A 22,974-nucleotide genomic window follows, 5' to 3' on the forward strand; every position below is an offset into this window, starting at 1 on the left:
TTTTAAAATATACCCCCCTCTCCCTTCGGGTATCTCCCCAAGGGGAGAATGTTACACTATACCAATCTTCCCCTTGGGGAAGTGTCGACAGGCGATGGGGGCATGTAATTTAATTATATTTGACTTGACGGTAGCAAGTGGTACTGACCACGATTACTCACTTAAAACTATAGATTAAAAGCAAATCATGAAGAAACTACAATTACTATTACTGGCCAGTGCTATTGCTTTTGGCGCATCGGCTCAGGAAGAAGAAAAAAGCACCATTGAATTTACGCCGGTACACAACATTAAAACCACGCCTGTAAAAAGCCAGGACAGAACAGGTACTTGCTGGTCATATGCCACTACTTCTTTTATTGAAACAGAAGTACTCCGCCAGGGAGGTCCTGAGTTAGACCTTTCAGAAATGTATTTTGTGCGTTACGCCTATCCCGAGAAAGCCCGTTTGTATGTTATGGCCCATGGACAAGGCAACTTTAGCCAGGGTGGCCAGGCACATGATGTTACCAAAATCATCCGCGAGTATGGTATGGCCACTGAAGAAGCTTATCCGGGACGTCGTGATGTGACAAAACCTCATAACCACTCCGAATTAGCATCCACACAAAAAGCTCTGTTAGACAATTACATTAAAGGTCGTAAAGCATCTCCTTCTCCTGTTTGGTACGAGGTACAAGGTGCTATTTTGGATATTTATTTGGGTGAAGTGCCTGCCAAAGTAGACGGCAAAACACCACAGGAATTTGCAAAAGCGATGATGATTGACGCTGATAATTATGTGGAGTTAACATCTTATACGCATCATCCATACTATAAAGCTTTTAACCTTGAAGTACCGGATAACTGGAGCGACGACCTCTATTACAACCTGCCATTGGATGAACTAATACAGGTGATGGATAATGCACTCGAAAATGGTTATTCATTTGCCTGGGATGGCGATGTCAGCGAAAAATTCTTCTCGCACAAGCAAGGCGCTGCCATTGTACCCGTAGATGAAGAAAAAGGATTTGCCCCTCAGGAAGAAAAAGAGATTACACCTGAAGTTCGTCAGGAAGCTTTCTTATCATGGCAATCGACCGACGACCACTTGATGCACATCACCGGCTTGTCGAAAGACCAAAACGGCACGCCTTATTACAAAACAAAGAACAGTTGGGGCACCGACCGCGGTGGTTACGAAGGTTACCTGTATATGTCGGAAAGCTACATGCGCCTGCACACCGTTGCTATTATGGTGCATAAAGAAGCTATTCCTAAAGCTATTAAAAAGAAATTAGGCATTAAGTAGATACAGAGGCAAAAACCTCCTCCCCTCGCCAAAGGCGAAGTACTCCTCCTTAGAAAGGAGGAGAAGTGAGTGAGCCATTCCCCTCCTTTCTAAGGAGGGGTTCCGTTAGGCGGGGTGGTTAGCCCTTAATTATTCGACAAATAAAACTTAAGAATCGTCCCATATATTCTTAAACCAAATCACACAAAAATCAATAACTATGAAAAAGATTGCATTAGTATGCATTTTGGCTGTGGCATCCTTGCTACCAAGCATCGCGCAAGTCAATTACAAAACCCGTGAGGAGATTCCTGATAAATACAAATGGAATTTCGAAGACATCTACAAAAGCTGGGATGCCTGGGAAGCTGACTTAGTAGCCATCCAGAAAGATATGGATGACATGCTGACCTTCAAAGGTAAATTGGGCGAAAGTGCTGATAATTTATTGGCCATGATGAGCCTGCAGGAAAGCTTAATGAAAAAGGCCTACAAAGCATACCAGTTTGTTTCATTCCAAAGCACCGTTGACACACGTAATACTGAGCTGCAAGGCAAACTGCAAAAGGTACAGCTGATGTTTGCTCAGTTTGGCGTATCCATGTCGTGGATGGCACCGGAGATGATTGCCATTCCAGAGGCAACAATGAAGCAATGGATTGCCGATAACGAAGGCCTGAAGGTGTACGAGTTTGAATTAACCGATATGTACCGCTTGCAAAAGCATGTATTGAGTGAAAAGATGGAAGAATTGGTGTCCTACTTCTCACAGGTATCAGGAACGGCAGGTGCTGTTTTTACAGCTCTTTCTACTGCTGATGTTGAATTCCCTGAAGTAGAATTATCAACGGGCGAGAAAGTAAAAGTGACGCCTGGCGGTTACTCAAACGTCGTGACTAACAATAAAAACCAGGAAGACCGTCGTAAAGCCTATGAGGCTTTCTACGATGTGTATTACAAGAATAAAAACACATATGCGGCTATCTATAACGGCATTGTGCAGTCGGACTGGGCCAATGCACGCGCTAAAAAATACCCGACATGTCTGGATGCTGCTTTAGAAGGTAACAACATTCCTAAAGAAGTTTACCTGAACCTTATCAACACGGTTAAGAAACATACTGAACCACTTCAGAAATACACAAAACTTCGTAAGAAAGTATTAGGTCTTGAAAAGTACTATGGTTTTGATGGTTCATTAAGCCTGACTGATTTCAATAAGAAATATCCTTATGAAGAGGCTGTAGAGGTTGTAACGCAGTCGGTTTTGCCATTGGGTAAAGACTACCAGGCTAAATTACAAACAGCTACTTCGAGCGGCTGGTTAGATGTTTATGAGAATCCTGGCAAGCGTTCGGGCGCATTCTCGGCTGGCGTTTATGGTGTTCACCCCTACATGTTGCTGAACTACGATGAAACATTGGATTATGTGTTCACTTTGGCTCACGAGTTGGGACATACTATGCACACCACACTATCAAATGAAACACAACCTTTTGCCACACACAGCTATACCATTTTTGTAGCCGAGGTAGCATCTACCTTCAACGAGCGTCTGTTGTTGGATTATATGATGGAGAATACCAAAGACCCTAAAGAGCGAATTGCTTTATTAAACCAAGCAATTCAGGGTATTATTGGCACTTTCTATGCACAGACCATGTTTGCCGACTACGAGTACCAGGTGCATGCTTTGGCCGAACAGGGTCGTCCGGTTAATGCCGATATACTGACTAACATCTGGAAAGGTTTAGCTGACACCTACTATGGCGATGTATCAGAAGAAACCATGTACTCCGGTTATGCCTGGACACGTATTCCTCACTTCTACAACTCACCGTTCTATGTTTATCAGTATGCCACTTGTTTTGCTTCATCGGCACAGATTTACAAAGATGTTACGGAAGGTAAAAAGAAAGACCGTAAAGCAGCGCTTGAGCGTTACATCACTCTATTACAATCAGGTGGCAACGACCACCCGATGGAGCAATTGAAAAAAGCCGGCGTGGATTTAACAAAAGAAGAAACCATTATGGCTGTTATCAATCAACTGGATGTATTGGTGGATCAATTAGCGGTTGAATTGGATAAGTTGGAAAAATAGACTTATCATTACAATATAATTTAAAGGTGGCCTTTGGGTCACCTTTTTTTTTGTGCGGCAGAGTACTTACAACGTAATTTGCTTGTTTTAAAATCCCCCATCTCCGTCTATCGACGGCACTTCCCACTTAAATGGGGAAGAAAGATTAATCGTTTGGATAAGAAAATTGAGATTCACCAGCTACTATAGATTCGCCAAGCGGATGAAAAGCATCAAAAAAAAGAGGTAACATCGCTGCTACCTCTTTACTATATAATTATTGAATTTTCTTAATCAAAGGTCTGGTTCGAATTGGATGAAATCTGAATCATCTTGTCGTATTGCTCAGCCGTAAGGTCTTCTTTAAAGTAGTAATGCTGAGGGTTTACTTTTTTACCTTTTACGTGCACTTCATAATGCAAGTGAGGAGCAGTACTTCCTCCTGTGTTTCCCACAAAACCAATCACATCACCACGTTTCACCTTCTGACCACGTTTTACATTGAATTTATCAAGGTGGGCATAAAGCGTTTTATAGCCAAAACCATGATCAATTTCAATGCGTTTTCCATAACCCGTTTTCTGGTTTGTTATCTTGGTTACCTTGCCATCAGCTGTGGCATAAATATCAGTGCCAATCGGTGAAGAAAAATCCATCCCTTCATGAAATTTTTTCACTTTGTAAATAGGGTGAATACGCCAGCCCCATCCAGAGGCAGTCCGCTTTAAGTCGTTATTAGCAATGGGCATAATCGCTGGTGTACAACGCAACATCTCTTCTTTACGCTTAGCTAAACCAATAACCTCATCAAAAGATGTGGACTGTACATATAGTTGCTTCATCACAATATCTAAACGCTTAGCTGTTGATGTTACCAATTCAGCATTGTCCATACCTTCTAAATGCTGATAACGGTTTACTCCTCCAAAACCGGCGCGTCGGATACTATTAGGAATACTGTCGGCCTGGAAAATAGTACGGTAAATATTCTCATCGCGTAACTCAATATCTTCGAGCACCAATTCAAGTTGGTCCAACTTCTTATTCATGATATCGTATTGCGATAATAATTGCTGGTTCTCTCTCTCCAAACGCTTTTCTACCGGACTCTTAAACACATAGGGGTAGATAAAGTAGGTGAGCATTCCAACTAATAATACAAACAGCAAATAAATGGATGCCCGTGAGATATAATATTTGTAACCTTTATCAATTTTATCGTAGCTAAGCGTTTCTGGATTATAACGATACTTAACTTTTGACATAGTGTAGGTGTTTTACTTTTTAATTAGAAAAATTAGGGACTAATCGCCCCAAAATTACTTAAATAATCTAACTTTGCAAGGTTTTTTATTGTACATAACACCTTGATATAAATTTACGAGATATGATGACGGCCTCTGAAGTAAGGAAGAGTTTTCTTGATTTCTTTAATTCTAAGCAACATAAGGTGGTGCCATCGGCACCAATGGTGGTAAAAAATGACCCGACACTCATGTTTACCAACGCAGGGATGAACCAGTTTAAAGATATCTTTTTGGGGAATAACCCGGCTGAAAGTCCACGTGTAACCAATTCGCAGAAGTGTTTGCGTGTTTCGGGTAAGCACAACGACCTGGAGGAAGTAGGGCACGACACCTACCACCACACCATGTTTGAAATGCTAGGTAACTGGTCGTTTGGCGATTATTTTAAAAAAGAAGCCATTGCCTGGGGTTGGGAATACTTGACTGAAGTATTAAAGATTGACAAAGACCGTTTGTACGTAACCGTTTTCGAGGGCAGTAAAGAAGATAACGTGGGACGTGATGATGAAGCTGCACAGGCCTGGGAAGAGTGGATTTCAAAAGACCGCATCATCAACGGTAACAAAAAAGACAACTTCTGGGAAATGGGCGAAACAGGCCCTTGTGGCCCTTGCTCCGAGATTCATATTGATATGCGCCCTGATGATGAGCGTGCCAAGGTAGATGGAAAATCGTTGGTGAATATGGATCACGACCAGGTGATTGAAATCTGGAACCTCGTATTTATCCAGTTTAACCGCATGTCGAACGGTGAATTAAAACCACTGCCCAACAAACATGTTGACACCGGCATGGGGTTTGAGCGATTAGTACGTGTTATCCAGGGTAAATCATCGAACTACGATAGTGATGTCTTCACCCCTATCATCAATAAAATTGCTGAATTATCGGGTTTCGAATATGGCAAAAGTGAAGAGATTGACATTGCCATGCGTGTGGTAGCGGACCATGTGCGCACCATTGCTTTCTCAATTACCGATGGTCAGTTGCCATCGAACAACAAAGCCGGCTATGTGATTCGTCGTATCTTACGTCGTGCCGTGCGTTACAGTTATACCTTCTTAAACAGCAAAGAAGCCTTTGTTTTTAAATTAGTGGATACGCTTATTGCCACCATGGGTGATGCTTTCCCTGAGTTACAAAAACAGAAAACACTGATTGAAAAAGTAATTAAAGAGGAGGAAGAATCATTCTTACGCACTTTGGCCACCGGTATCAGCATGCTGGATAAAATAATGGCGGAAACCAAAGCCAAAAATTACAATGTGGTCAATGGTGCAGTTGCCTTTGAACTATACGATACTTTTGGTTTCCCATTGGATTTAACAGAGTTGATTCTGAAAGAAAATGGCCTTGTGGTAAATCGCGAGGAGTTTGAAGGTGAAATGCAAAAGCAGAAAGATCGCGCCCGTAGTGCTTCAGCTATTGAAACCGATGATTGGGTAGTGCTTCAGCAAGATGACCGTGAAGAGTTTATAGGTTACGATTACCTGGAGTCAGATGTGTTTATCACTCGCTACCGCAAGATTAAACAAAAGAATAAAGAATTGTATCAGCTGGTGTTTAATATCACACCTTTTTATGCCGAAAGTGGTGGCCAGGTAGGTGACAGCGGATACATCGAGCAAGGCGATGAAAAAGTATCTATCATCGATACTAAAAAAGAAAATAACCTGATTGTGCACCTGGCCAAAAAACTACCAAGCGACCTGAATGCTACATTTAAAGCTGTGGTAAATAAAAAGGCCCGCCAGAACACAGCCAACAATCACACGGCTACACACCTTATGCACGAAGCCTTGCGTGAAGTTTTAGGTGAACATGTAGAGCAAAAAGGTTCATTGGTACACCCCGATTATTTACGCTTCGACTTCTCGCACTTCCAAAAAGTGAGCGACGAAGAAATAGCACAGGTGGAAGCCATGGTTAACCAACGCATCCGCAGCAATATGCAGTTGGAAGAAATGCGTGAAATACCTCATGCCGAAGCCTTAAAAATGGGCGCTATGGCTTTATTCGGTGAGAAATATGGTGACCTTGTGCGTGCCATTAAATTTGGCTCATCAGTTGAATTGTGTGGTGGTACACACGTCAATGCAACCGGACAAATGGGTTTCTTTAAAATTATTAGCGAGTCGTCTATTGCAGCTGGCATCCGTCGTATTGAAGCCGTAACAGGAGATAAAGCCGAAGAGTTTATCAACCAACAATTTGCTTTAATTAGGGAACTGGGCGAGATGTTTAAAAACCCGGCCAACCTGAAAAAGAACATCGAGAACCTGATGAGCGAAAACAGCAAGTTGAGCACACAAGCCGATGGCATGTTAAAGAATATTATGGCCATTGAGAAACGCGATTTGATTGATGGTGCTGCCGACCATGCCGACATCAAAATTATTGCAACACGTGTGAAGCCAATGCTGGCCAACTCGCTGAAAGACCTTGCTTTTCAAATTAAACAGGAGCTGGACGATGTGGTAGCTGTATTAGGCGCCGAGATTAAAGGCAAACCACAGTTAGCTATTCTTATCTCAGATACGTTAGTGAAAGAGAAAGGCCTGAATGCCGGAACCATTGTGCGCGAAGCTGCTAAAAAGATGCAAGGCGGTGGCGGTGGCCAGCCATTCTTTGCCACTGCTGGTGGTAAAAACCTTGATGGACTGGATGTCGCTATTGAAGAAGCCGTTTCAATAGTGAAGAATCAGTTAAGCTAGTTTTGCTAATAAAAGAATAGAACAAAGCCCGGTTGAGAAAATCCAGCCGGGCTTCGTTTTTTTTTTATGTATTATCTGATTTCTTCTTTTTACGTTTAGTTTTTTCGGCTTCCTTAGCCTTTTCTTCTTCCTGCATCTTCTTCCATTCTTCCAGGGTCATTTGCTTGGGTGCATCCGGATCGCCATCTCTGTAACCGTCTTTAAACTGCGGATATTCTTCGTGTCCGCTTCCTGTGACTTCTATGCTTTTGCAGCCCGCTAATACCAGAAATACCAACAAAATACTGCCAACACTGATTTTTTTCATAGAATTAAGCTTTAAATCAAAAGTAGTAAAATTCTCACACCAAGCACTTACGAGTACTACCAATCTTATTTTGGAATTAATAATATTGGTACAGTTTGATGTTAAAATCTAAACCAACACATCAGCCCTTTAGAGTCCCTTTATCAAGTTCAACCACAGTTCATTTTCAACATCATTCTAATGACCTATTAACCTAATCTAATTTCAACACCTCTCTCATCCGTTTAAATTCTCCAAAGGGCTTTGCCTTTAATACCAACTGTTCTTTTGATATTGGATGCATAAATTCGAGTTGTTTCGCATGCAACAACATAGTGGTCATATTCCAGCGTTCTTTAAACAGTCGATTCTGTTTGTTGCACCCATGTGGCCGATCACCAATAATAGGATGTCTCAGGTGATTAAGATGTTTACGAATCTGATGCATCCTGCCTGTTTTTGGATAGGCTTCAATCAATGAATAGCGCGATGTATCGAATTTACCAAAGGGAATCGACAACTCACTCCGTTTGATGGTTTTAAAATGCGTCAATGCGTCCTGTGTTTTGCCGCGATCATTGGTGAGCGGATAATCCACCACAACTTCATCGGGAAAGTAACCACGAACAATGGCCGCATAAGCTTTTTGTGTTTGCGGGTCTTCAAATATAGTTTTCAATTTGGCAGCTACCCGGCTATTTAAGGCAAAAACCAACAGACCCGATGTTTTCCTGTCCAGGCGGTGAACCGGATAAACCGTCATACCAATCTGATCACGCACCATCTGCAAGGCAAATTCGTGTGCATCGGCGGCAATAGAACTGCGGTGAACCAGCAATCCGAGTGGCTTATTAATGGCTACCAGGTATTGATCCTGATAAACGATTTCGAGCATAAACGGTAATTTTTGCAAAGGTAATTTAAAGCTAGTAGCCATTAGCTAACAGCTATAAGCTTTTTCTATTCCAATAACATTACGTATTTTCACAAGCTAAATAATAAACACAATACCATGTTCGACAAGATAAAAGGCTATCTGCCTTATTTAGGGGCACTTCTACTATTTATCGTTCTCAGTTTCGTTTATTTCTCACCCGTTTTAGAAGGCAAAAAATTGCCGCAGCTTGATAATACGCATGCCAAGGCCATGTCGAAAGAGTTGAAGGATTATGAGAAGCTAACGGGCGAAAAAGCCATGTGGACCAACTCCATGTTTGGAGGTATGCCGGCTTACCAAATTAAAGGCGATTCATCGAAAAACGTTTTCAGCTACCTGAATAAGGCAACACGATTAGGTTTACCATACGAAACCGTTGCCATTGTTTTCCTATACATGCTAGGCTTTTATCTGCTATTGTTAAGTATGAAAGTGGACCATTGGCTAAGTGTGATTGGTGCCATTGCTTTTGCTTTTGGCTCCTATAACCTGATAATTATTATTGCCGGGCACATTACTAAAACCTATGCCATTGCCCTGATGGCGCCGGTAGTGGCTGGCGTGTTATTTACCTACAACCGTAATAAGTATATTGGTGGTATTATAACGGCCGTTGCCCTGGGCATGGAAATCGCCTACAACCACGTTCAGATAACCTACTACCTGGCTTTTATGGTTGGTTTTATCGTACTGTCGCGATTGGTTTATGCCATCAAAGAAAAAGCCATAAAACCTTTTGCCCAGACAACAGGCATTTTGGTTATAGCAGCCATGTTAGCTGTATTACCCAATATCACTAACCTGTGGACGACCTACGAATATGGTAAATACTCCATCCGCGGTGCTTCTGAATTAACGCCTGATGAAGGACAAAAGGAACACTCTGGTCTGGATGTAGATTATGCCTTTGGCTGGAGCTATGGCACACACGAAACATTAACACTATTAATACCCAACGTTGTTGGTGGCGAGTCGGCTGCTTTGGCCAGCTCCGATGAAGCCATGAAACAAGTGGATCCGCGCTTAAAAGAATCTATTGGCGGAAGTTTTACGCAATATTGGGGAGGTCGTATCTTTACCAGTGGCCCGGTGTATGCAGGTGCTTTAATCTGCTTCCTGTTTTTTATTGGGGCATTCTATTATAAAGGCAAAGAACGCTGGTGGCTGATTGGTATCACCATCTTTTCCATTATGCTGGCCTGGGGTAAACACTTCCCGGCCTTTAACTATTTTATGTTTTACAACTTCCCACTATACAATAAATTCCGGACTGTTGAGATGGCATTGGTATTAGCCTCCATGGCGATGCCGCTACTCGGGTTTCTTGGCCTAAAAACATTGTTGGAAAACCCTCAGGTAATTAAAAAAGACAGTAAGTGGTTTGCCATTGCTTTTGCTTTAACCGGTGGAGTAAGCCTGATATTAGCATTATTCCCAACAACGTTTTACTCTTTTATAACGGAAAGTGAAATGTCGAGTATTTCCCAACAGATAAATGATCCAAGCATTGTTAGCTTAATCGAAAGCAACCTGATAGCAGCTCGTCAGGTATTGTTAACTTCCGACGCCTGGCGATCATTTGTGTTTATCTTGCTTGGCTCAGCCTCTATCTGGTTGTATGCCCAGGGCAAACTGCAAAAACGCTACCTGATGTGGGGCTTGGCGCTGATTGTGGTGATCGACCTGTGGGGTGTATCGAAGCGCTACCTGAATAACGATGATTTTATTACTAAATCAAAAGAACGCCAGGAACTGGCTCAATCAAAAGCCGACCAGGTCATTCTGAAAGATAAAGACGCCTATTTCCGTGTCTTCCCTATTTACCGCGACCCCTTTAAAGATGGTTTTACACCCTATTGGCATAAGTCGGTAGGTGGATTCCACGGGGCTAAATTGCGTCGCTATCAGGATGTGGCCGACCATTACCTGATGAACGACTGGCAAGAGCTGATGCGCATATTACAAACCGCACAAACACCGGGCGAACTGGAAGAAGCCATGGTTAACATGCCGGTACTGAATATGATGAATACCAAATACATCATTTTTAACCCGGGAGCCAACCCCATCTTCAACCCATCGTACATGGGCAATGCCTGGTTTGTAAAAACGGTGAAAGAAGTGGCTAACCCCGATGAAGAGATTGCAGCCCTGGGCACAACCGACCTGAAAACCACGGCTGTAGTTGAAAAACGCTTTATCGATAAAGTACAGGGCTATTCAGTTGATTCTATTAGGGGTCAAATACAGCTGAACAGCTATGCCCCCGACTACCTGATTTTTGAATCGGACGCACCACAAGCACAATTAGCCGTGTTTAGCGATGTGTATTACGATAAAGGATGGAAAGCCTACATCGATGGCGAAGAAGCAGAAATTATCCGCACCAATTACCTGTTGCGCGGTTTGATGATTCCGGAAGGACGCCATGATATTGAGTTCCGCTTCAAGCCACAGTCGTTTGTCATTGGCCAAACACTGGCCACCATTAGCTCCATCATTATTCTGTTGCTCATCATTGCGGCAGGGTTGATGCTAAAGAAACAGCAGTAAAACTTTTTTTAAAAAATAAACCCGTCAGCTAAAAAACTGACGGGTTTTGTCTTATTGAATGTCTTTAATTATTTATTCAGCATCTCACGAATAGCGCTCTCGATCCCTTCTTTATCGAATCCGCATACGCCATACAGCTCCGTCTGTGTGCCATGCTCAATGTATTCATCCGGAATACCCAGGCGTTTTACTTTAGCGCAATAGTCATTATCGGCCATAAACTCGATGACTGCACTTCCCATTCCACCAATTATGGTACCATCTTCAATGGTAATGAGCTTACTGTGCTTTTTAAATACCCCGTGTAATAAGGCTTCATCAATTGGTTTTACAAAACGCATATCGTAATGTGCAATGCTCACACCTTCTTTTTCTATCTTATCAATCACCTGCCCGGTCTTGATGCCAATGGGGCCAATCGTAATAACGGCCATATCATCTCCGTCTTTTAACTGCTGTCCGGTTCCCACCTTTATTTCCTCCATTGGACGCTGCCAGTCAATTAACGAGCCATTACCACGTGGATAGCGAATAGAGAATGGTCCCTGGTTAGGCAACTGGGCTGTATACATCAGCTTACGCAGTTCCTCTTCATCCATTGGCGATGACACCACCATATTAGGAATACCGCGCATATAAGACAGGTCATAGGCTCCATGGTGGGTTGCTCCATCGGCTCCTACTAAACCTCCCCGGTCGAGACAAAACACCACGTTCAGGTTTTGCAAAGCCACATCGTGAATGACCTGATCATAGGCACGCTGCATAAACGAAGAATAAATATTACAGAAAGGCGTGTAACCGGCGATGGCCATCCCTGCCGAGAATGTTACGGCATGCTGCTCGGCAATACCCACATCAAAAGCACGATTGGGCATTTTCTCCATCATAATATTGAGGCTACAACCAGTTGGCATCGCGGGTGTAACACCCACAATCTTTTCATTCTTTTCGGCCAGCTCCACAATGGTATTACCAAATACATCCTGAAACTTAGGCGGTTTAGGCACTGTCGATTTCGCTTCAAGGTTTTGGCCCGTTGCCTTATCGAACTTACTACCGACAGCATGCCAGGCCGTTTGATTTTCTTCGGCCAGCTTAAATCCTTTTCCTTTTTTGGTGATAACGTGCAACACCTTAGGACCAGGTATATCTTTCAGATCGCTCAATACTCTGCGCAGATGCTCTACATCGTGCCCATCAACCGGACCAAAATAACGAATATTCAGTCCTTCAAATATATTGGTTTGCTTCGTTAACAGATTCTTTAAGGAGTTGTTTAGCTTGGTAATCATTTCCTTGGAGCGAGGACCGGTCAGTTTCATTTTTTCCAGCACTTTAAATGCTTCGGAACGAAACTTATTATAGGTCTGCGAGGTAGCAATATCTACCAGGTATTCGCTAAAACCGCCGACAGCCGGGTCAATGGCCATATTGTTATCGTTAAGAATAACCAGCATATTGGCCTTAAGTGTCGACATATTGTTCAAACCTTCAAATGCCATACCGGCCGTCATGGCTCCATCGCCAATAACTGCTACCACATGTTTGTCCGGATCGTTGTCCATCGCGGCAGCCGCGGCCATACCCAGGCCTGCCGATATCGATGTTGATGAGTGCCCCACGCCAAATGCGTCATACTCACTTTCAAAAATATTAGGGAATCCACTTATGCCTTTAAACTTACGGTTGGTATGAAACACATCGCGTCGACCCGTTAGTATTTTATGCCCGTAGGCCTGGTGCCCCACATCCCAAATAATCTTATCATCGGGAGTGTTAAATACATAATGCAAAGCAACCGACAGCTCAACAACACCCAGACTGGCTCCAAAATGCCCGGGATTGCAAGACAAAGCATCGATAATAAAATCACGTAATTCATCACATACCTGTGGTAATTCATCTTCACCCAGCTTTTTCAAATCCAATGGCGAATCAATAGAATCCAACAAGCAGCTTTTGCCTTCCTTCATATGCGTAACTCTGTGAGCTGATTTAAATAGTGTGTTCCAAGTATAAAATAACAAGGCAAAGATAATAAGAATGGTAGTATTCGCACACACATCGTTGCAATAACCTTGCGCCTCAGTATAGTTTGGCTTTATTTTTGCCTTATGCGCAGGCTTGATGTCAGAAGGTGATTTATTGACCTTTCAGGTTTTTTTGTAATCTTTGAATCGAAAACAATCAACATAACATGAAGAATTTATTTTATATACTCCTGGTTTCAACCTTAATTAGTTCTTGTATTCCCCTAAAACAGTTTCAGGAAGTACAGGATGAAAACCGACAACTGGAATACGACGCCGATGTACTGGCGAAAGAAAATGACGCCTTCCGGGTAGACAACAGAGAGCTTTCTTCGGAAAAGAAACGATTGAGTAAAAAAGTAGAATTACTGGCGCAAGACACGGCACGCTTAGGCCGTCAGAACCGTCGCCTGCAACACCGCTACGACGATTTAAATAAAAACTATGCCGATGTGCTACTCGGTTTAAAAGCCAGCTCAACCAATAACACGGATAACAGAAAGCTGCTGGCCTTTTTACAAGAGTTACAAGAGGACTTGCAACGACGCGAAGATGAGCTTATCGCATCGGAACAAGCTTTGAATGATAAAAAAAGAAGCTTGGAAAATGCAATGTCTGAACTGGATATGGCTCGCCAGAAGCTTGAAGAGCAAAACAAACGTCTGATTGAGCTGGAGAAGATGTTATCGCAAAAAGACGATGCCATGCATGCCTTAAAAAGCACTATCAGCGATGCGCTTAAAGGCTACTCGGGCGATGAACTACAGGTACACATGAAAGACGGCAAAGTATATGTATCGATGGAAGAAAAATTATTATTCCAGTCGGGGCGATACAATGTGAATGAGCAAGGTGTGGCCGCCTTGAAAAAAATTGCCCGCGTACTGGAGCAAAACGAGGATATCGATATCATGGTGGAAGGTCATACCGACAACGTTCCGTACAAGGGACGAGGCGAATTAAAAGACAACTGGGATTTAAGTGTTAAACGAGCCACCTCAGTGGTGCGAATATTAACCGATAACAGTTCTATTCATCCACGTCGTATCACTGCTGCCGGGCGAAGCGAACATATTCCTCTTGATGAGAGCAATACACCGTCATCCTTGCAGAAAAACCGTCGTACAGAGATTATTTTAACACCTCGTTGGTCGGAAGTTTTTGATTTATTAGAAATGGAATAATATGCAACTAAGGGCCTTCTTTCTCGAAACATGGGCAATTATTCGCGTCATGAATTATTGCCGCCTGAGCAATGCCCTTAAGTTAATTTATTCTTACCTTCAAAGTTACCTGAAGCAACACGTTGGGCTGCATGGTAAACCAATGGCCTTTTCCATTGAGCCCACCAGTAGTTGCAACCTTAAATGTCCCGAATGTCCAACCGGTGCTAATTTACTAAAGCGTCCGCGTGGCTTAATGGACATACGACATTACCGTCAATTGTTACAACAATTGTCGCCAGAATTGTTTTATCTGAACCTCTACGTCCAGGGCGAGCCATTTATGCATCCACAGTTTCCCGAAATGGTGAGCCTGGCATCACAACACAACTTATACATATCTACCTCTACCAACGGCCACTTTATGAGTCCTGAAATTGCTAACGCTCTTGTCAGGGGCGGCTTAAGCCGCATTATCTTTTCAGTAGATGGCACCAGCCAGGAGAGCTATGGACTCTATCGGGTTGGTGGAAACTTTAATAAAGTTAGACAGAGCATAATCGATGTTGTTCGCGCTAAAGCCAGGGCTCGTTCAGCTTACCCAATCATTGTCATGCAGTTCCTGGTGTTTCGTCATAACGAACGCGAGCTGCCACAAATTAAAAAACTGGCCCGTCGCTTAAAAGTGGATAAACTGGAAATTAAAACAGCTCAGCTCAATGACTTTGGCTCCATGCGTCCGCCACTCAATGCGCGCTTTAGCCGCTATGCCGATAGTTTAGGACAACAATTAAAAACAAAATCCAACAATCGCTGCTGGCGGCAATGGCACTCGGCAACCGTCACCTGGGATGGCCGCTTAGCTCCTTGTTGTTACGACAAAGATGCTGAATATGCTTTTGGCAATTCACATGACAATTCCTTACAAGAAATATGGCAAGGAGACAAAAGTATCTTATTTAAACAACAAATCTTCCGCGACCGTTCTCAAATAACAATCTGTCGTAACTGTCCTGAGGGTAAGAAATTGTTTTAAGTTCATCCATTCGCAGGTTATCAACCCTTTGTAAAATCTTATTTACCAACAAAAATCATCTGTTGATAAATCGCCTGTAAAAATTCGTTTAAATAGCTAGATTAAGTGTTTTAATTATTTAACTTTAGCAAGAATTCTAATAAACCGGTTACATTGCGCACCAAATAAGGCCTTCATTAAACGATGGGAAAAGTTAGTAAGGCAAGACTATATCGAAAACTAGACATCTTTATTCGTAGGAGGTTAGGTCCAACCAGCTTACGTTCGGGTGATGGGCTGCAATATTGGCGCGAACGCATCTTTCATTTCTTTTCTATTGGTGTACTGTTCATCGGACTTGTAGTCTATCTTTATTTAGGACTTTCATTTTTGAAAAAAGGTGAGTTTGCCTACGCCATTTTTGCCTCTTTTGTATTCTTCTCAGCCGTATTCGCAACAACAGTGAGAAGTTTACCTCTCAAGTTCAGGGTTTCGTGGCTGCTGTTTCTGATCTACCTCATAGGGGTTTATTCATTGCTCGAAACCAATAGTTCATCATTGGGTTATGCTTTCTTTATCTCCTATGCCCTGCTATCAGGTATTTTGGTGAGTCAAAAACGTGCCTGGATTTCGGTTTTCACCATTTCATGTACTTTGGTTCTTATTGGAGTGGTGTTATATAATTCTATGATTCCATTACCGTTTAGCGCCTCCATCCCACTTAACGAATACATTCAATCATCCATCGTATTTTTAGTCATTATGCTGGTTACCCTTTTCCCGCTGGTAAGTTTGCTAAATGGCTTACTATTTAATCTGGAAAAAGAAACCCGCTTCCGTCGATTATTACGACGCGAGCATGAAGACCTGACTTTGGCTAAGCGCAAGGCCGAAGAGAGTGATCATCTGAAGACGGCATTTTTATCGAATATGTCTCACGAAATACGAACGCCAATGAATGCCATCCTTGGTTTTTCTAATCTATTATCTCATCCAGATATTAGCGCCAACGAAAAGGAAGAATTCATTAACCTCATTCGTATTAATGGTAAAAACCTGTTGACTTTAGTTGAGGATATTATTGATATTTCGAAGATTGACAGCGGACAACTACAAATTAAAAATGCGCCTTGCAAGCTACATGAGATTCTAAATCAAGTTTATGATTCGTTTCAAGACGATATTAAACGACGTGGTCTTTTCAACCTCAAGCTCTATTTAAAAGAAGGTATTAGCGACGACAATATTCGTATTTTAAGTGACGAACATCGCTTACAGCAGATACTGGTTAACCTGGTTGGTAATGCCGTGAAGTTTACCGAACGTGGCTTTGTCGAATTTGGGTACACCCAGGAAGACGACCAGTTCCTGCGTTTCTATGTAAAGGACACTGGAATTGGCCTGCCTAAAGGTAAGGAAAGTGAAATATTTGAGCGTTTCTCAAAATTCAACAGCGACAAAGAACGCTTATACGGTGGTACAGGTATTGGCTTATCAATTGCCAAACACCTGGTAACACTTATGGGTGGTGAAATATGGGTTGAATCAGAGCCTTTGGTTGGCACAACATTCTATTTCACAATTCCTTATCATCGCCTAACCACACCTGTAAAGGCTGTCGATGAGCAAAAAACTCAAGTGCGCGAGTTCAACTGGGAAGGCAAAACCTTTTTAGTGGCTGAGGATGAAGAAGACAACTTCAGGTATATCGAGGTGGCTTTAGCTTTATCAAATGCCAGTTTAATTTGGGCACGCGATGGACAAGAAGCCGTTGATGTGTTTAAACGTGTTAGTGGTATCGATTTGGTATTAATGGACATTAAAATGCCAACCATGGACGGTTATACTGCTACCCGCGAAATCAAAAACCTGAGCAGGAAAGTACCTGTTATTGCTCAAACGGCTTATGCCATGTCGGAAGAAAAAGAAAAGTCGCGCGAAGCGGGATGCGACGACTACATTGCCAAGCCAATTGGCTACGATGACTTGCTTTCAACCATTAACCGATTTGTGCCGAGCAACGGGCACTAATTTCTTCTTTTTATTTTTTCTTTTACGTGTAAAACTTCATTAGGCTGTCTTACTAGTACAACAGTGAGAATGTCATCAGGGCCCTTACACATTCGCTGTAGCTTGTTAAACCAGAATACAACTCAAGTTATGAAAGCGAAATATTTATTAATACTGATAGCCATCATCTCAACCAGCTGCTCAAAATCAGTTTTGAGCGATATGGAAATAACCGACCCGCAATTATTAAGGGTCAAGGTTAAGATAGAACAGAATGTTCATGACGAAAAAGAAGTACAAGTGTTTGTGCGCGATAAAAACAGCCGACCTGTTGACTTGCTAGGCGGTCGTGTAATTGTTAACGAACAATCTGTTCCATTTGATCGGGCACAGGTTAATGCAGCGGGTACCAGAGGTTACATCTACTATCCGCGCTACAACGAACAGATATTTAAAATCACCATATACTGGAATTCGTATGACTCACATACTTTTATATTGAGTCCTCAAAATGGATGGCCCGGGTTTAAAAACTCAAGTTGCTCATGTTCAAACTACGAACCAAATCAGCTGAGTGGCAACTACACATTACGGCCAGCACCCTTTCACGATAATGAAATTGATATCGTTTATAACATCATGAATTGGTAGCGATGTTATACTTTTTATAATAGCGAGAAGAGGCCCCAAGGGGCCTTTTTTAGTTGAAGTGATGCAAATCAGATAATTGCTAATAGATATGGCTCATATTTGTAAAAAACATAGCCATGAAAAACAGATATCAGCCACCAACACCACTCACAGGTCGCATTGACAGCTCTACAGATACTGATGCATTCAGGTGGCATCAGATTATTCAACCGATTGACCTAACCAAAGCTATCAAATTTGACACGGCATTAGTCAATATCTGCTTTCTTGGTTTTTGCTGCGACGAAGGTGTTAAGCGCAACCTGGGACGTCCGGGAGCTGCTAAAGGGCCAGCGAGTATTCGAAAAGAGATGGCGAATTGGCCTGCCAATTGCCTGCCTCATGCTCAATTGTTTGATGCCGGCGATATTACTTGCCGAGATGGCAACCTGGAAGAGGCACAGGAAGCCTTGGCTAAAGCTGTTGATATCATATCTCAAAATGGCTTCTTCCCCATTTTATTGGGTGGTGGGCACGAAATAGCACTGGGGCATTTTAATGGTTTAATAAAAAATAATGCAACTCCGGCTATAATCAACTTTGATGCACATCTCGATTTGAGACCCGTAATCGACAAAGGTTCATCAGGCACCATGTTTAACCAAATCCATCAACAATGTAAAGAGCACAACGAGACTTTTAATTATCTCTGCATTGGGGCACAAACATACGCCAACACGCAAAGCTTATTCAATAAAGCGAAAGAAATGGGTGCTGATTATATCCTGGCAAAAGATATCAGTTCTGCAACAATTAAATCCATTGAACAGCAAGTAATGGACTATTTAAGAGATAAACCCACAGTGTATCTTACCATCTGCACCGATGTACTTTCTGCTGCCCATGCACCAGGCGTTTCGGCCGTTCAGCCATTCGGGCTTGAGCCTGACATCGTTTTGCAACTAATCAAAGGTATTATTGCCTCAGGTAAGCTATGTAGCATGGACATAGCTGAAGTATCTCCACGATTTGATGCTGACAACCGAACCGCTAAATTAGTGGCCGTTTATATTTATGCAGTTGTGAATTCCTTAATTGAACTAAAGCTTAACCAATAGTACTTATTTCAAGCAATTTATCAGCATTTAAGATTTCTATTTCCTGACAATGCACCGCAATCAAACCTTCATCTTTAAACTTGGTCAATATACGTGTTGTACTTTCAACCGACATACTGGCCAACTCAGCTAAATCTTTTCGTGTTAATTGCAAGGGAAACTTATCCGTTTTATAAATACGATTTGACAGACAAAGTAACACATCGGCTAACCGGCCATAAGTTTGTTTCTTGGTCAGGCAAAAAAAGCGACCATTAATAATCACTGTATTTTCAGCCAGCATACTAATGACCTGGCCGGCAAACTTAGCATTACTTTCAATTAACTTTTTAAAAGCACTAATCTCTATCTGCCTTACGGTTGAATCCATATACGTCTGCGCACTATATGGAAAGGTATTATTGCCATCAAATAATGAAGGCAAGCCTATAATATTAATTGCAGGAAGAATCTTAAGAATAAGGGTGTCATTACCATTTTCCAGGTATATCTTGGCCAAACCTTCTTTTATCACCATAATATGTGATGCAAAAGAGCCTTGTTTGCAAATCGTCTCACCTCTTTTATACTCGACCTCTACACTATTCTGTTCAACAAAATCCAGTTCCTCTTGTGTTAAATCATCAAAGCAACAAAGAGGATTCTCTCCAACTGAACATCCATTATAAACCACTGACTTTGGCATATCGCTAACTTTAAAGGGTTAGCCAAAAATAACGATAGTTTCTAAAGAAACATGCACTTAAGCAAAGTTTTTCAAATTTTCAATCAGTTATAAATCAACACAAAACAAGCAAATAATAGCACAAATTAATAACTATTATGTACTAGCATACTTATAGTTTAAAACAGTTACACAAATACAAGCGTAATGCATCAGTCTTTTCGTTGATCTGGATCAGGTTTTAAGATTATTAGTTACTCATCTGGTCACGTTTTGTTGCAGCTCAGTTTATATAGAGAAAAAATTCTTCAAAGCTATTTTTGCTCCAAATCCAATTTAAATGAAACGCCTCAATGAAACAATGGGAGTTTCAGTGTTGATAAAAAACTATACAACGCATGAAAAATCAGTTCTCTAAATCAGCAATGGCACTACTGGTAAGTCTGCTGCTCCCGCTTGCAGTATTACTGTTAATTGTTAAAGTAGCCGCTTACAAGGGTGAACCAAACACAGTTGATGTAAAACTAAAGTCGGAGCATATTTCATCGGTTGACCATTCGCAGTTCGAAATTCTGCAACAGGATTTTGAAACACCACACGCTGTTTCCGAAGCCTGCTTATCATGCCATACAGGGCGCGATGAAGAAGTAATGGCCACGGCCCACTGGAAATGGGAGCGCGAAGAAGAAATTCCCGGCCGCGGGGTTGTTTCTGTCGGTAAAAAGAACTTGCTTAACAATTTCTGCACAGGTGCTGCAGGTAACAATGGCTCGTGCATGCGCTGCCATATTGGTTATGGTTGGGAAGATAAGTCCTTTGATTTTAGCAATAATCGTAACATCGACTGCCTGGTTTGTCACGATCAAACAGATACTTATTTTAAACAAAAAGGCCAAGCTGGAATGCCGGCAACTGCAGAAACAGCAAATTCAGCTTATCAGGTCCCTGATTATCCTTACGTCGCTCAAAACGTTGGCTTGCCAAAGAAAAACAATTGTGGCATCTGTCACTTCTACGGTGGTGGTGGCAACAACGTGAAGCATGGCGATCTGGAAGAAGCATTATTATCGTGTACCAAAGATGTGGACGTGCACATGGCCATGAATGGACCCGATATGGCATGTATCGATTGCCACACAACCGAGCGCCATAACATTATGGGTAAATTATATTCGGTTTCTTCGGCCAATACTAATCGTATTCATTGCAACCAGTGTCACACAACAACGCCTCACAATGATATAGTATTAGACAATCACTTTGAGAAGGTGGCTTGTCAAACCTGCCACATTCCTGAGTATGCTAAAGTAAATGCCACCAAGTTGTATTGGGACTGGTCCTCAGCCGGATTAACCGACGAAAATGGTCATGGCTATTCTGAAAATGATGCTGATGGTAACCACAACTACCTTTCTATCAAAGGTAATTTTGTGTGGGATGATCATGTCAAACCAGAGTATTACTGGTTTAATGGCACTGTCGATCATTACTTATCAACAGATACCATTTCGGAAGTGCCGGTTAAAATTAACACCTTATTTGGCGAGTATCGCGACTCAACCGCCAAAATTTGGCCGGTTAAAGTGCACCGAGGCAAACAGATTTTCGATACAGAGCACAAAACACTTATTAGCCTGAAGCTTTGGGCTGAGAATGTAGGTGATGGTGCTTTCTGGAAAGACTTTGATTGGGATGAAGCAGCACGCCTTGGCATGGAATACAATGAACGTCCATATAGTGGAAACTACGACTTTGTGGCCTCAGAAGTGTATTGGCCCATCAATCATATGGTTTCTCCAAAAGAACAAACGCTGACTTGTACTGAATGTCATCAACGCGATGGACGCCTAGCTGGCTTAACCGACTTTTACCTGCCGGGACGTGATTACAATAAAACGGTTGACTATGCTGGTTTTGGCCTCATCTTTTTAACACTTATTGGCATTGTTGCCCATTTCTTTGGCCGCATCGTGGTCTTCTTTAAAAACAGATAATTATGAACAACGTAAAGATATACAGTCGCTTCGAACGCTTCTGGCACTGGACGCAAATGGTGCTCATCCTTTTATTAATGATAACTGGATTTGAAATCCACAGTACCTTCGAAGCTTTTGGTTTTGAAACATCGGTTCGCTTGCATTCGGCAGCTGGCTGGGCCTTCTTAATACTGACCATATTTGCCATCTTCTGGATGCTGGTAACCGGACAAAGCAAACAGTTTATACCTGTTCGCAACAACGTGAAACAACAAGCGATGTACTACCTGGTAGGCATCTTTAAAAAAGCGCCTCACCCCGTGAAAAAAACCGTTGACTGCAAGTTAAATCCACTTCAACGGAATATCTATTTCGGGTTAATCATTCTGGTATTTCCTGTTCAACTGATTACTGGATTCCTTTACCTGTTCTTCCACTATCCAAATAAACCATTTGCCTTGGAAGGTTTAGAAACAGTTGCTGTACTGCACACATTGGGTGCATTTCTATTGGTGGCCTTTGTGATTGCTCACCTGTACCTGATTTCGACCGGACATACGGTTACATCAAACCTGCAAGCCATGATAACAGGTTATGAAGAATTGGATGATGATGAAAAAGAAGTTCAAGTAGAAACTACAAAATAACACCTTATGAAAAAGCTATTAATATACACAGCATGCCTTGTGGCAATAATGAGCTGCCAAATGAGGCCAACAAACTTGACCGTTGACATGATGGTTGATCAGGCCAACGAAGTGGTAAAAAAGGTTACGCCAGCCGAGCTGATGCAAATAATGGAAACAGAAGAAATCTTTAATGTGATTGATGTACGTCAGAGCAATGAATATTACTATGGATTTATTCCTGGTTCCGTCAATATCCCTCGCGGAAGCATCGAATTCAATATAGCCACCGAATCATTCTGGGAAACAGAAGGATTGTATATGCCTGAAAAGAAAGAAACATTAATCCTGTATTGCAAAAAAGGCAAACGCTCCACGCTAACGGCCGAGACATTAATGTCAATGGGTTATGAGAAAGTTTTGGTACTTGAAGGTGGCTGGAAAAACTGGGAACTGACTTACCCCGACTATTGCGACAAAAACCTGGAAATGTTAGCTGGTGGCCCGGCTGAGCACGACGATGGTGGTGGATGTTAATGTGAAATAATTCAATCGATTATATACAGTTTATTTATTAAATCCTTTT

At 42.1% G+C, this 22,974-nt stretch carries 17 protein-coding genes; 12 read left to right on the forward strand and 5 right to left on the reverse strand.

What is annotated here, in order from left to right; translation table 11 throughout:
• The first annotated feature begins 187 nt into the window (after nucleotides 1-187).
• Entirely contained in the window at nucleotides 188-1,294 is a 1,107-nt protein-coding gene (locus tag J1N10_RS07965; RefSeq protein WP_262326161.1) for a C1 family peptidase, read from the forward strand.
• Between the two features lie 199 nt (nucleotides 1,295-1,493).
• Nucleotides 1,494-3,377 (forward strand): oligoendopeptidase F, encoded by a 1,884-nt coding sequence (gene pepF, locus J1N10_RS07970; protein ID WP_262326162.1) that lies wholly within the window; start codon nucleotides 1,494-1,496, stop codon nucleotides 3,375-3,377.
• Between the two features lie 269 nt (nucleotides 3,378-3,646).
• Here the strand turns inward: pepF and J1N10_RS07975 are convergent, their stop codons facing one another.
• On the reverse strand, nucleotides 3,647-4,621 hold the full coding sequence (locus J1N10_RS07975; RefSeq protein WP_262326163.1) for a M23 family metallopeptidase: 975 nt from the start codon (nucleotides 4,619-4,621) through the stop codon (nucleotides 3,647-3,649).
• A 122-nt stretch (nucleotides 4,622-4,743) separates the two neighbouring features.
• On the opposite strand from J1N10_RS07975, the gene alaS reads away from it, so the two are divergent.
• Nucleotides 4,744-7,377: an alanine--tRNA ligase gene (gene alaS / locus J1N10_RS07980; RefSeq protein WP_262326164.1), complete on the forward strand. Its 2,634-nt coding sequence runs from the start codon at nucleotides 4,744-4,746 to the stop codon at nucleotides 7,375-7,377.
• Between the two features lie 64 nt (nucleotides 7,378-7,441).
• On the opposite strand, the gene J1N10_RS07985 is transcribed toward alaS, so the two are convergent.
• Together J1N10_RS07985 and J1N10_RS07990 are read right to left on the reverse strand one after the other, a co-directional pair.
• Entirely contained in the window at nucleotides 7,442-7,684 is a 243-nt protein-coding gene (locus J1N10_RS07985; RefSeq protein WP_262326165.1) for a hypothetical protein, read from the reverse strand.
• A gap of 193 nt (nucleotides 7,685-7,877) precedes the next feature.
• Nucleotides 7,878-8,558 (reverse strand): pseudouridine synthase, encoded by a 681-nt coding sequence (locus J1N10_RS07990; protein ID WP_262326166.1) that lies wholly within the window; start codon nucleotides 8,556-8,558, stop codon nucleotides 7,878-7,880.
• A gap of 117 nt (nucleotides 8,559-8,675) precedes the next feature.
• Between J1N10_RS07990 and J1N10_RS07995 the strand changes: the two genes are divergently transcribed.
• Nucleotides 8,676-11,153: a YfhO family protein gene (locus J1N10_RS07995; RefSeq protein WP_262326167.1), complete on the forward strand. Its 2,478-nt coding sequence runs from the start codon at nucleotides 8,676-8,678 to the stop codon at nucleotides 11,151-11,153.
• A gap of 68 nt (nucleotides 11,154-11,221) precedes the next feature.
• Here the strand turns inward: J1N10_RS07995 and dxs are convergent, their stop codons facing one another.
• Nucleotides 11,222-13,129: a 1-deoxy-D-xylulose-5-phosphate synthase gene (gene dxs, locus J1N10_RS08000; RefSeq protein ID WP_262326168.1), complete on the reverse strand. Its 1,908-nt coding sequence runs from the start codon at nucleotides 13,127-13,129 to the stop codon at nucleotides 11,222-11,224.
• 224 nt (nucleotides 13,130-13,353) lie between these two features.
• On the opposite strand from dxs, the gene J1N10_RS08005 reads away from it, so the two are divergent.
• The 5 genes from J1N10_RS08005 to hutG all read left to right on the forward strand — a co-directional run bounded on the left by J1N10_RS08005 (nucleotide 13,354) and on the right by hutG (nucleotide 19,122).
• Nucleotides 13,354-14,370 (forward strand): OmpA family protein, encoded by a 1,017-nt coding sequence (locus J1N10_RS08005; RefSeq protein ID WP_262326169.1) that lies wholly within the window; start codon nucleotides 13,354-13,356, stop codon nucleotides 14,368-14,370.
• A 1-nt stretch (nucleotide 14,371) separates the two neighbouring features.
• Nucleotides 14,372-15,385, forward strand: a complete 1,014-nt coding sequence (locus J1N10_RS08010; protein WP_262326170.1) for a radical SAM/SPASM domain-containing protein — start codon at nucleotides 14,372-14,374, stop codon at nucleotides 15,383-15,385.
• Between the two features lie 183 nt (nucleotides 15,386-15,568).
• Nucleotides 15,569-17,395 (forward strand): ATP-binding protein, encoded by a 1,827-nt coding sequence (locus tag J1N10_RS08015; protein WP_262326171.1) that lies wholly within the window; start codon nucleotides 15,569-15,571, stop codon nucleotides 17,393-17,395.
• Between the two features lie 129 nt (nucleotides 17,396-17,524).
• On the forward strand, nucleotides 17,525-18,025 hold the full coding sequence (locus tag J1N10_RS08020) for a hypothetical protein (RefSeq protein WP_262326172.1): 501 nt from the start codon (nucleotides 17,525-17,527) through the stop codon (nucleotides 18,023-18,025).
• A 116-nt stretch (nucleotides 18,026-18,141) separates the two neighbouring features.
• Nucleotides 18,142-19,122 carry a formimidoylglutamase gene (gene hutG, locus J1N10_RS08025; protein ID WP_262326173.1) on the forward strand — a complete coding sequence of 327 codons (981 nt, stop codon included), beginning with the start codon at nucleotides 18,142-18,144 and terminating at the stop codon, nucleotides 19,120-19,122.
• Here the strand turns inward: hutG and J1N10_RS08030 are convergent.
• On the reverse strand, nucleotides 19,112-19,807 hold the full coding sequence (locus J1N10_RS08030; RefSeq protein ID WP_262326174.1) for a Crp/Fnr family transcriptional regulator: 696 nt from the start codon (nucleotides 19,805-19,807) through the stop codon (nucleotides 19,112-19,114). The two genes, hutG and J1N10_RS08030, sit on opposite strands and share 11 nt — an antisense overlap.
• 377 nt (nucleotides 19,808-20,184) lie before the next feature.
• On the opposite strand from J1N10_RS08030, the gene J1N10_RS08035 reads away from it, so the two are divergent.
• Genes J1N10_RS08035 through J1N10_RS08045 form a run of 3 tightly spaced genes read left to right on the forward strand, consistent with a single transcriptional unit; the run spans nucleotide 20,185 to nucleotide 22,925 of the window.
• Nucleotides 20,185-21,780 carry a tetrathionate reductase family octaheme c-type cytochrome gene (locus J1N10_RS08035; protein ID WP_262326175.1) on the forward strand — a complete coding sequence of 532 codons (1,596 nt, stop codon included), beginning with the start codon at nucleotides 20,185-20,187 and terminating at the stop codon, nucleotides 21,778-21,780.
• Nucleotides 21,781-21,782: 2 nt separating this feature from the next.
• Nucleotides 21,783-22,409 carry a cytochrome b/b6 domain-containing protein gene (locus J1N10_RS08040; protein WP_262326176.1) on the forward strand — a complete coding sequence of 209 codons (627 nt, stop codon included), beginning with the start codon at nucleotides 21,783-21,785 and terminating at the stop codon, nucleotides 22,407-22,409.
• Nucleotides 22,410-22,469: 60 nt separating this feature from the next.
• Nucleotides 22,470-22,925, forward strand: coding sequence for a rhodanese-like domain-containing protein (locus J1N10_RS08045; RefSeq protein ID WP_262326177.1), 456 nt, complete (start codon nucleotides 22,470-22,472; stop codon nucleotides 22,923-22,925).
• Nucleotides 22,926-22,974 lie beyond the last annotated feature (49 nt).

The organism is Carboxylicivirga litoralis (assembly GCF_025499605.1).
Classification (GTDB): Bacteria; Bacteroidota; Bacteroidia; order Bacteroidales; family Marinilabiliaceae; genus Carboxylicivirga; species Carboxylicivirga litoralis.

What these genes read in the sequence shown, in the direction of transcription:
- J1N10_RS08045 (WP_262326177.1), top strand. Translation starts at nt 22,470, where the DNA reads ATGAGGCCAACAAACTTGACCGTTGACATGATGGTTGATCAGGCCAAC.
- J1N10_RS08010 (WP_262326170.1), top strand. Translation starts at nt 14,372, where the DNA reads ATGCAACTAAGGGCCTTCTTTCTCGAAACATGGGCAATTATTCGCGTC.
- J1N10_RS08020 (WP_262326172.1), top strand. Translation starts at nt 17,525, where the DNA reads ATGAAAGCGAAATATTTATTAATACTGATAGCCATCATCTCAACCAGC.
- J1N10_RS07995 (WP_262326167.1), top strand. Translation starts at nt 8,676, where the DNA reads ATGTTCGACAAGATAAAAGGCTATCTGCCTTATTTAGGGGCACTTCTA.
- J1N10_RS08015 (WP_262326171.1), top strand. Translation starts at nt 15,569, where the DNA reads ATGGGAAAAGTTAGTAAGGCAAGACTATATCGAAAACTAGACATCTTT.
- J1N10_RS07975 (WP_262326163.1), bottom strand. Translation starts at nt 4,621, where the DNA reads ATGTCAAAAGTTAAGTATCGTTATAATCCAGAAACGCTTAGCTACGAT.
- J1N10_RS08030 (WP_262326174.1), bottom strand. Translation starts at nt 19,807, where the DNA reads ATGCCAAAGTCAGTGGTTTATAATGGATGTTCAGTTGGAGAGAATCCT.
- J1N10_RS07965 (WP_262326161.1), top strand. Translation starts at nt 188, where the DNA reads ATGAAGAAACTACAATTACTATTACTGGCCAGTGCTATTGCTTTTGGC.
- dxs (WP_262326168.1), bottom strand. Translation starts at nt 13,129, where the DNA reads ATGAAGGAAGGCAAAAGCTGCTTGTTGGATTCTATTGATTCGCCATTG.
- J1N10_RS08035 (WP_262326175.1), top strand. Translation starts at nt 20,185, where the DNA reads ATGAAAAATCAGTTCTCTAAATCAGCAATGGCACTACTGGTAAGTCTG.
- J1N10_RS08040 (WP_262326176.1), top strand. Translation starts at nt 21,783, where the DNA reads ATGAACAACGTAAAGATATACAGTCGCTTCGAACGCTTCTGGCACTGG.
- pepF (WP_262326162.1), top strand. Translation starts at nt 1,494, where the DNA reads ATGAAAAAGATTGCATTAGTATGCATTTTGGCTGTGGCATCCTTGCTA.
- alaS (WP_262326164.1), top strand. Translation starts at nt 4,744, where the DNA reads ATGATGACGGCCTCTGAAGTAAGGAAGAGTTTTCTTGATTTCTTTAAT.
- J1N10_RS07985 (WP_262326165.1), bottom strand. Translation starts at nt 7,684, where the DNA reads ATGAAAAAAATCAGTGTTGGCAGTATTTTGTTGGTATTTCTGGTATTA.
- hutG (WP_262326173.1), top strand. Translation starts at nt 18,142, where the DNA reads ATGAAAAACAGATATCAGCCACCAACACCACTCACAGGTCGCATTGAC.
- J1N10_RS07990 (WP_262326166.1), bottom strand. Translation starts at nt 8,558, where the DNA reads ATGCTCGAAATCGTTTATCAGGATCAATACCTGGTAGCCATTAATAAG.
- J1N10_RS08005 (WP_262326169.1), top strand. Translation starts at nt 13,354, where the DNA reads ATGAAGAATTTATTTTATATACTCCTGGTTTCAACCTTAATTAGTTCT.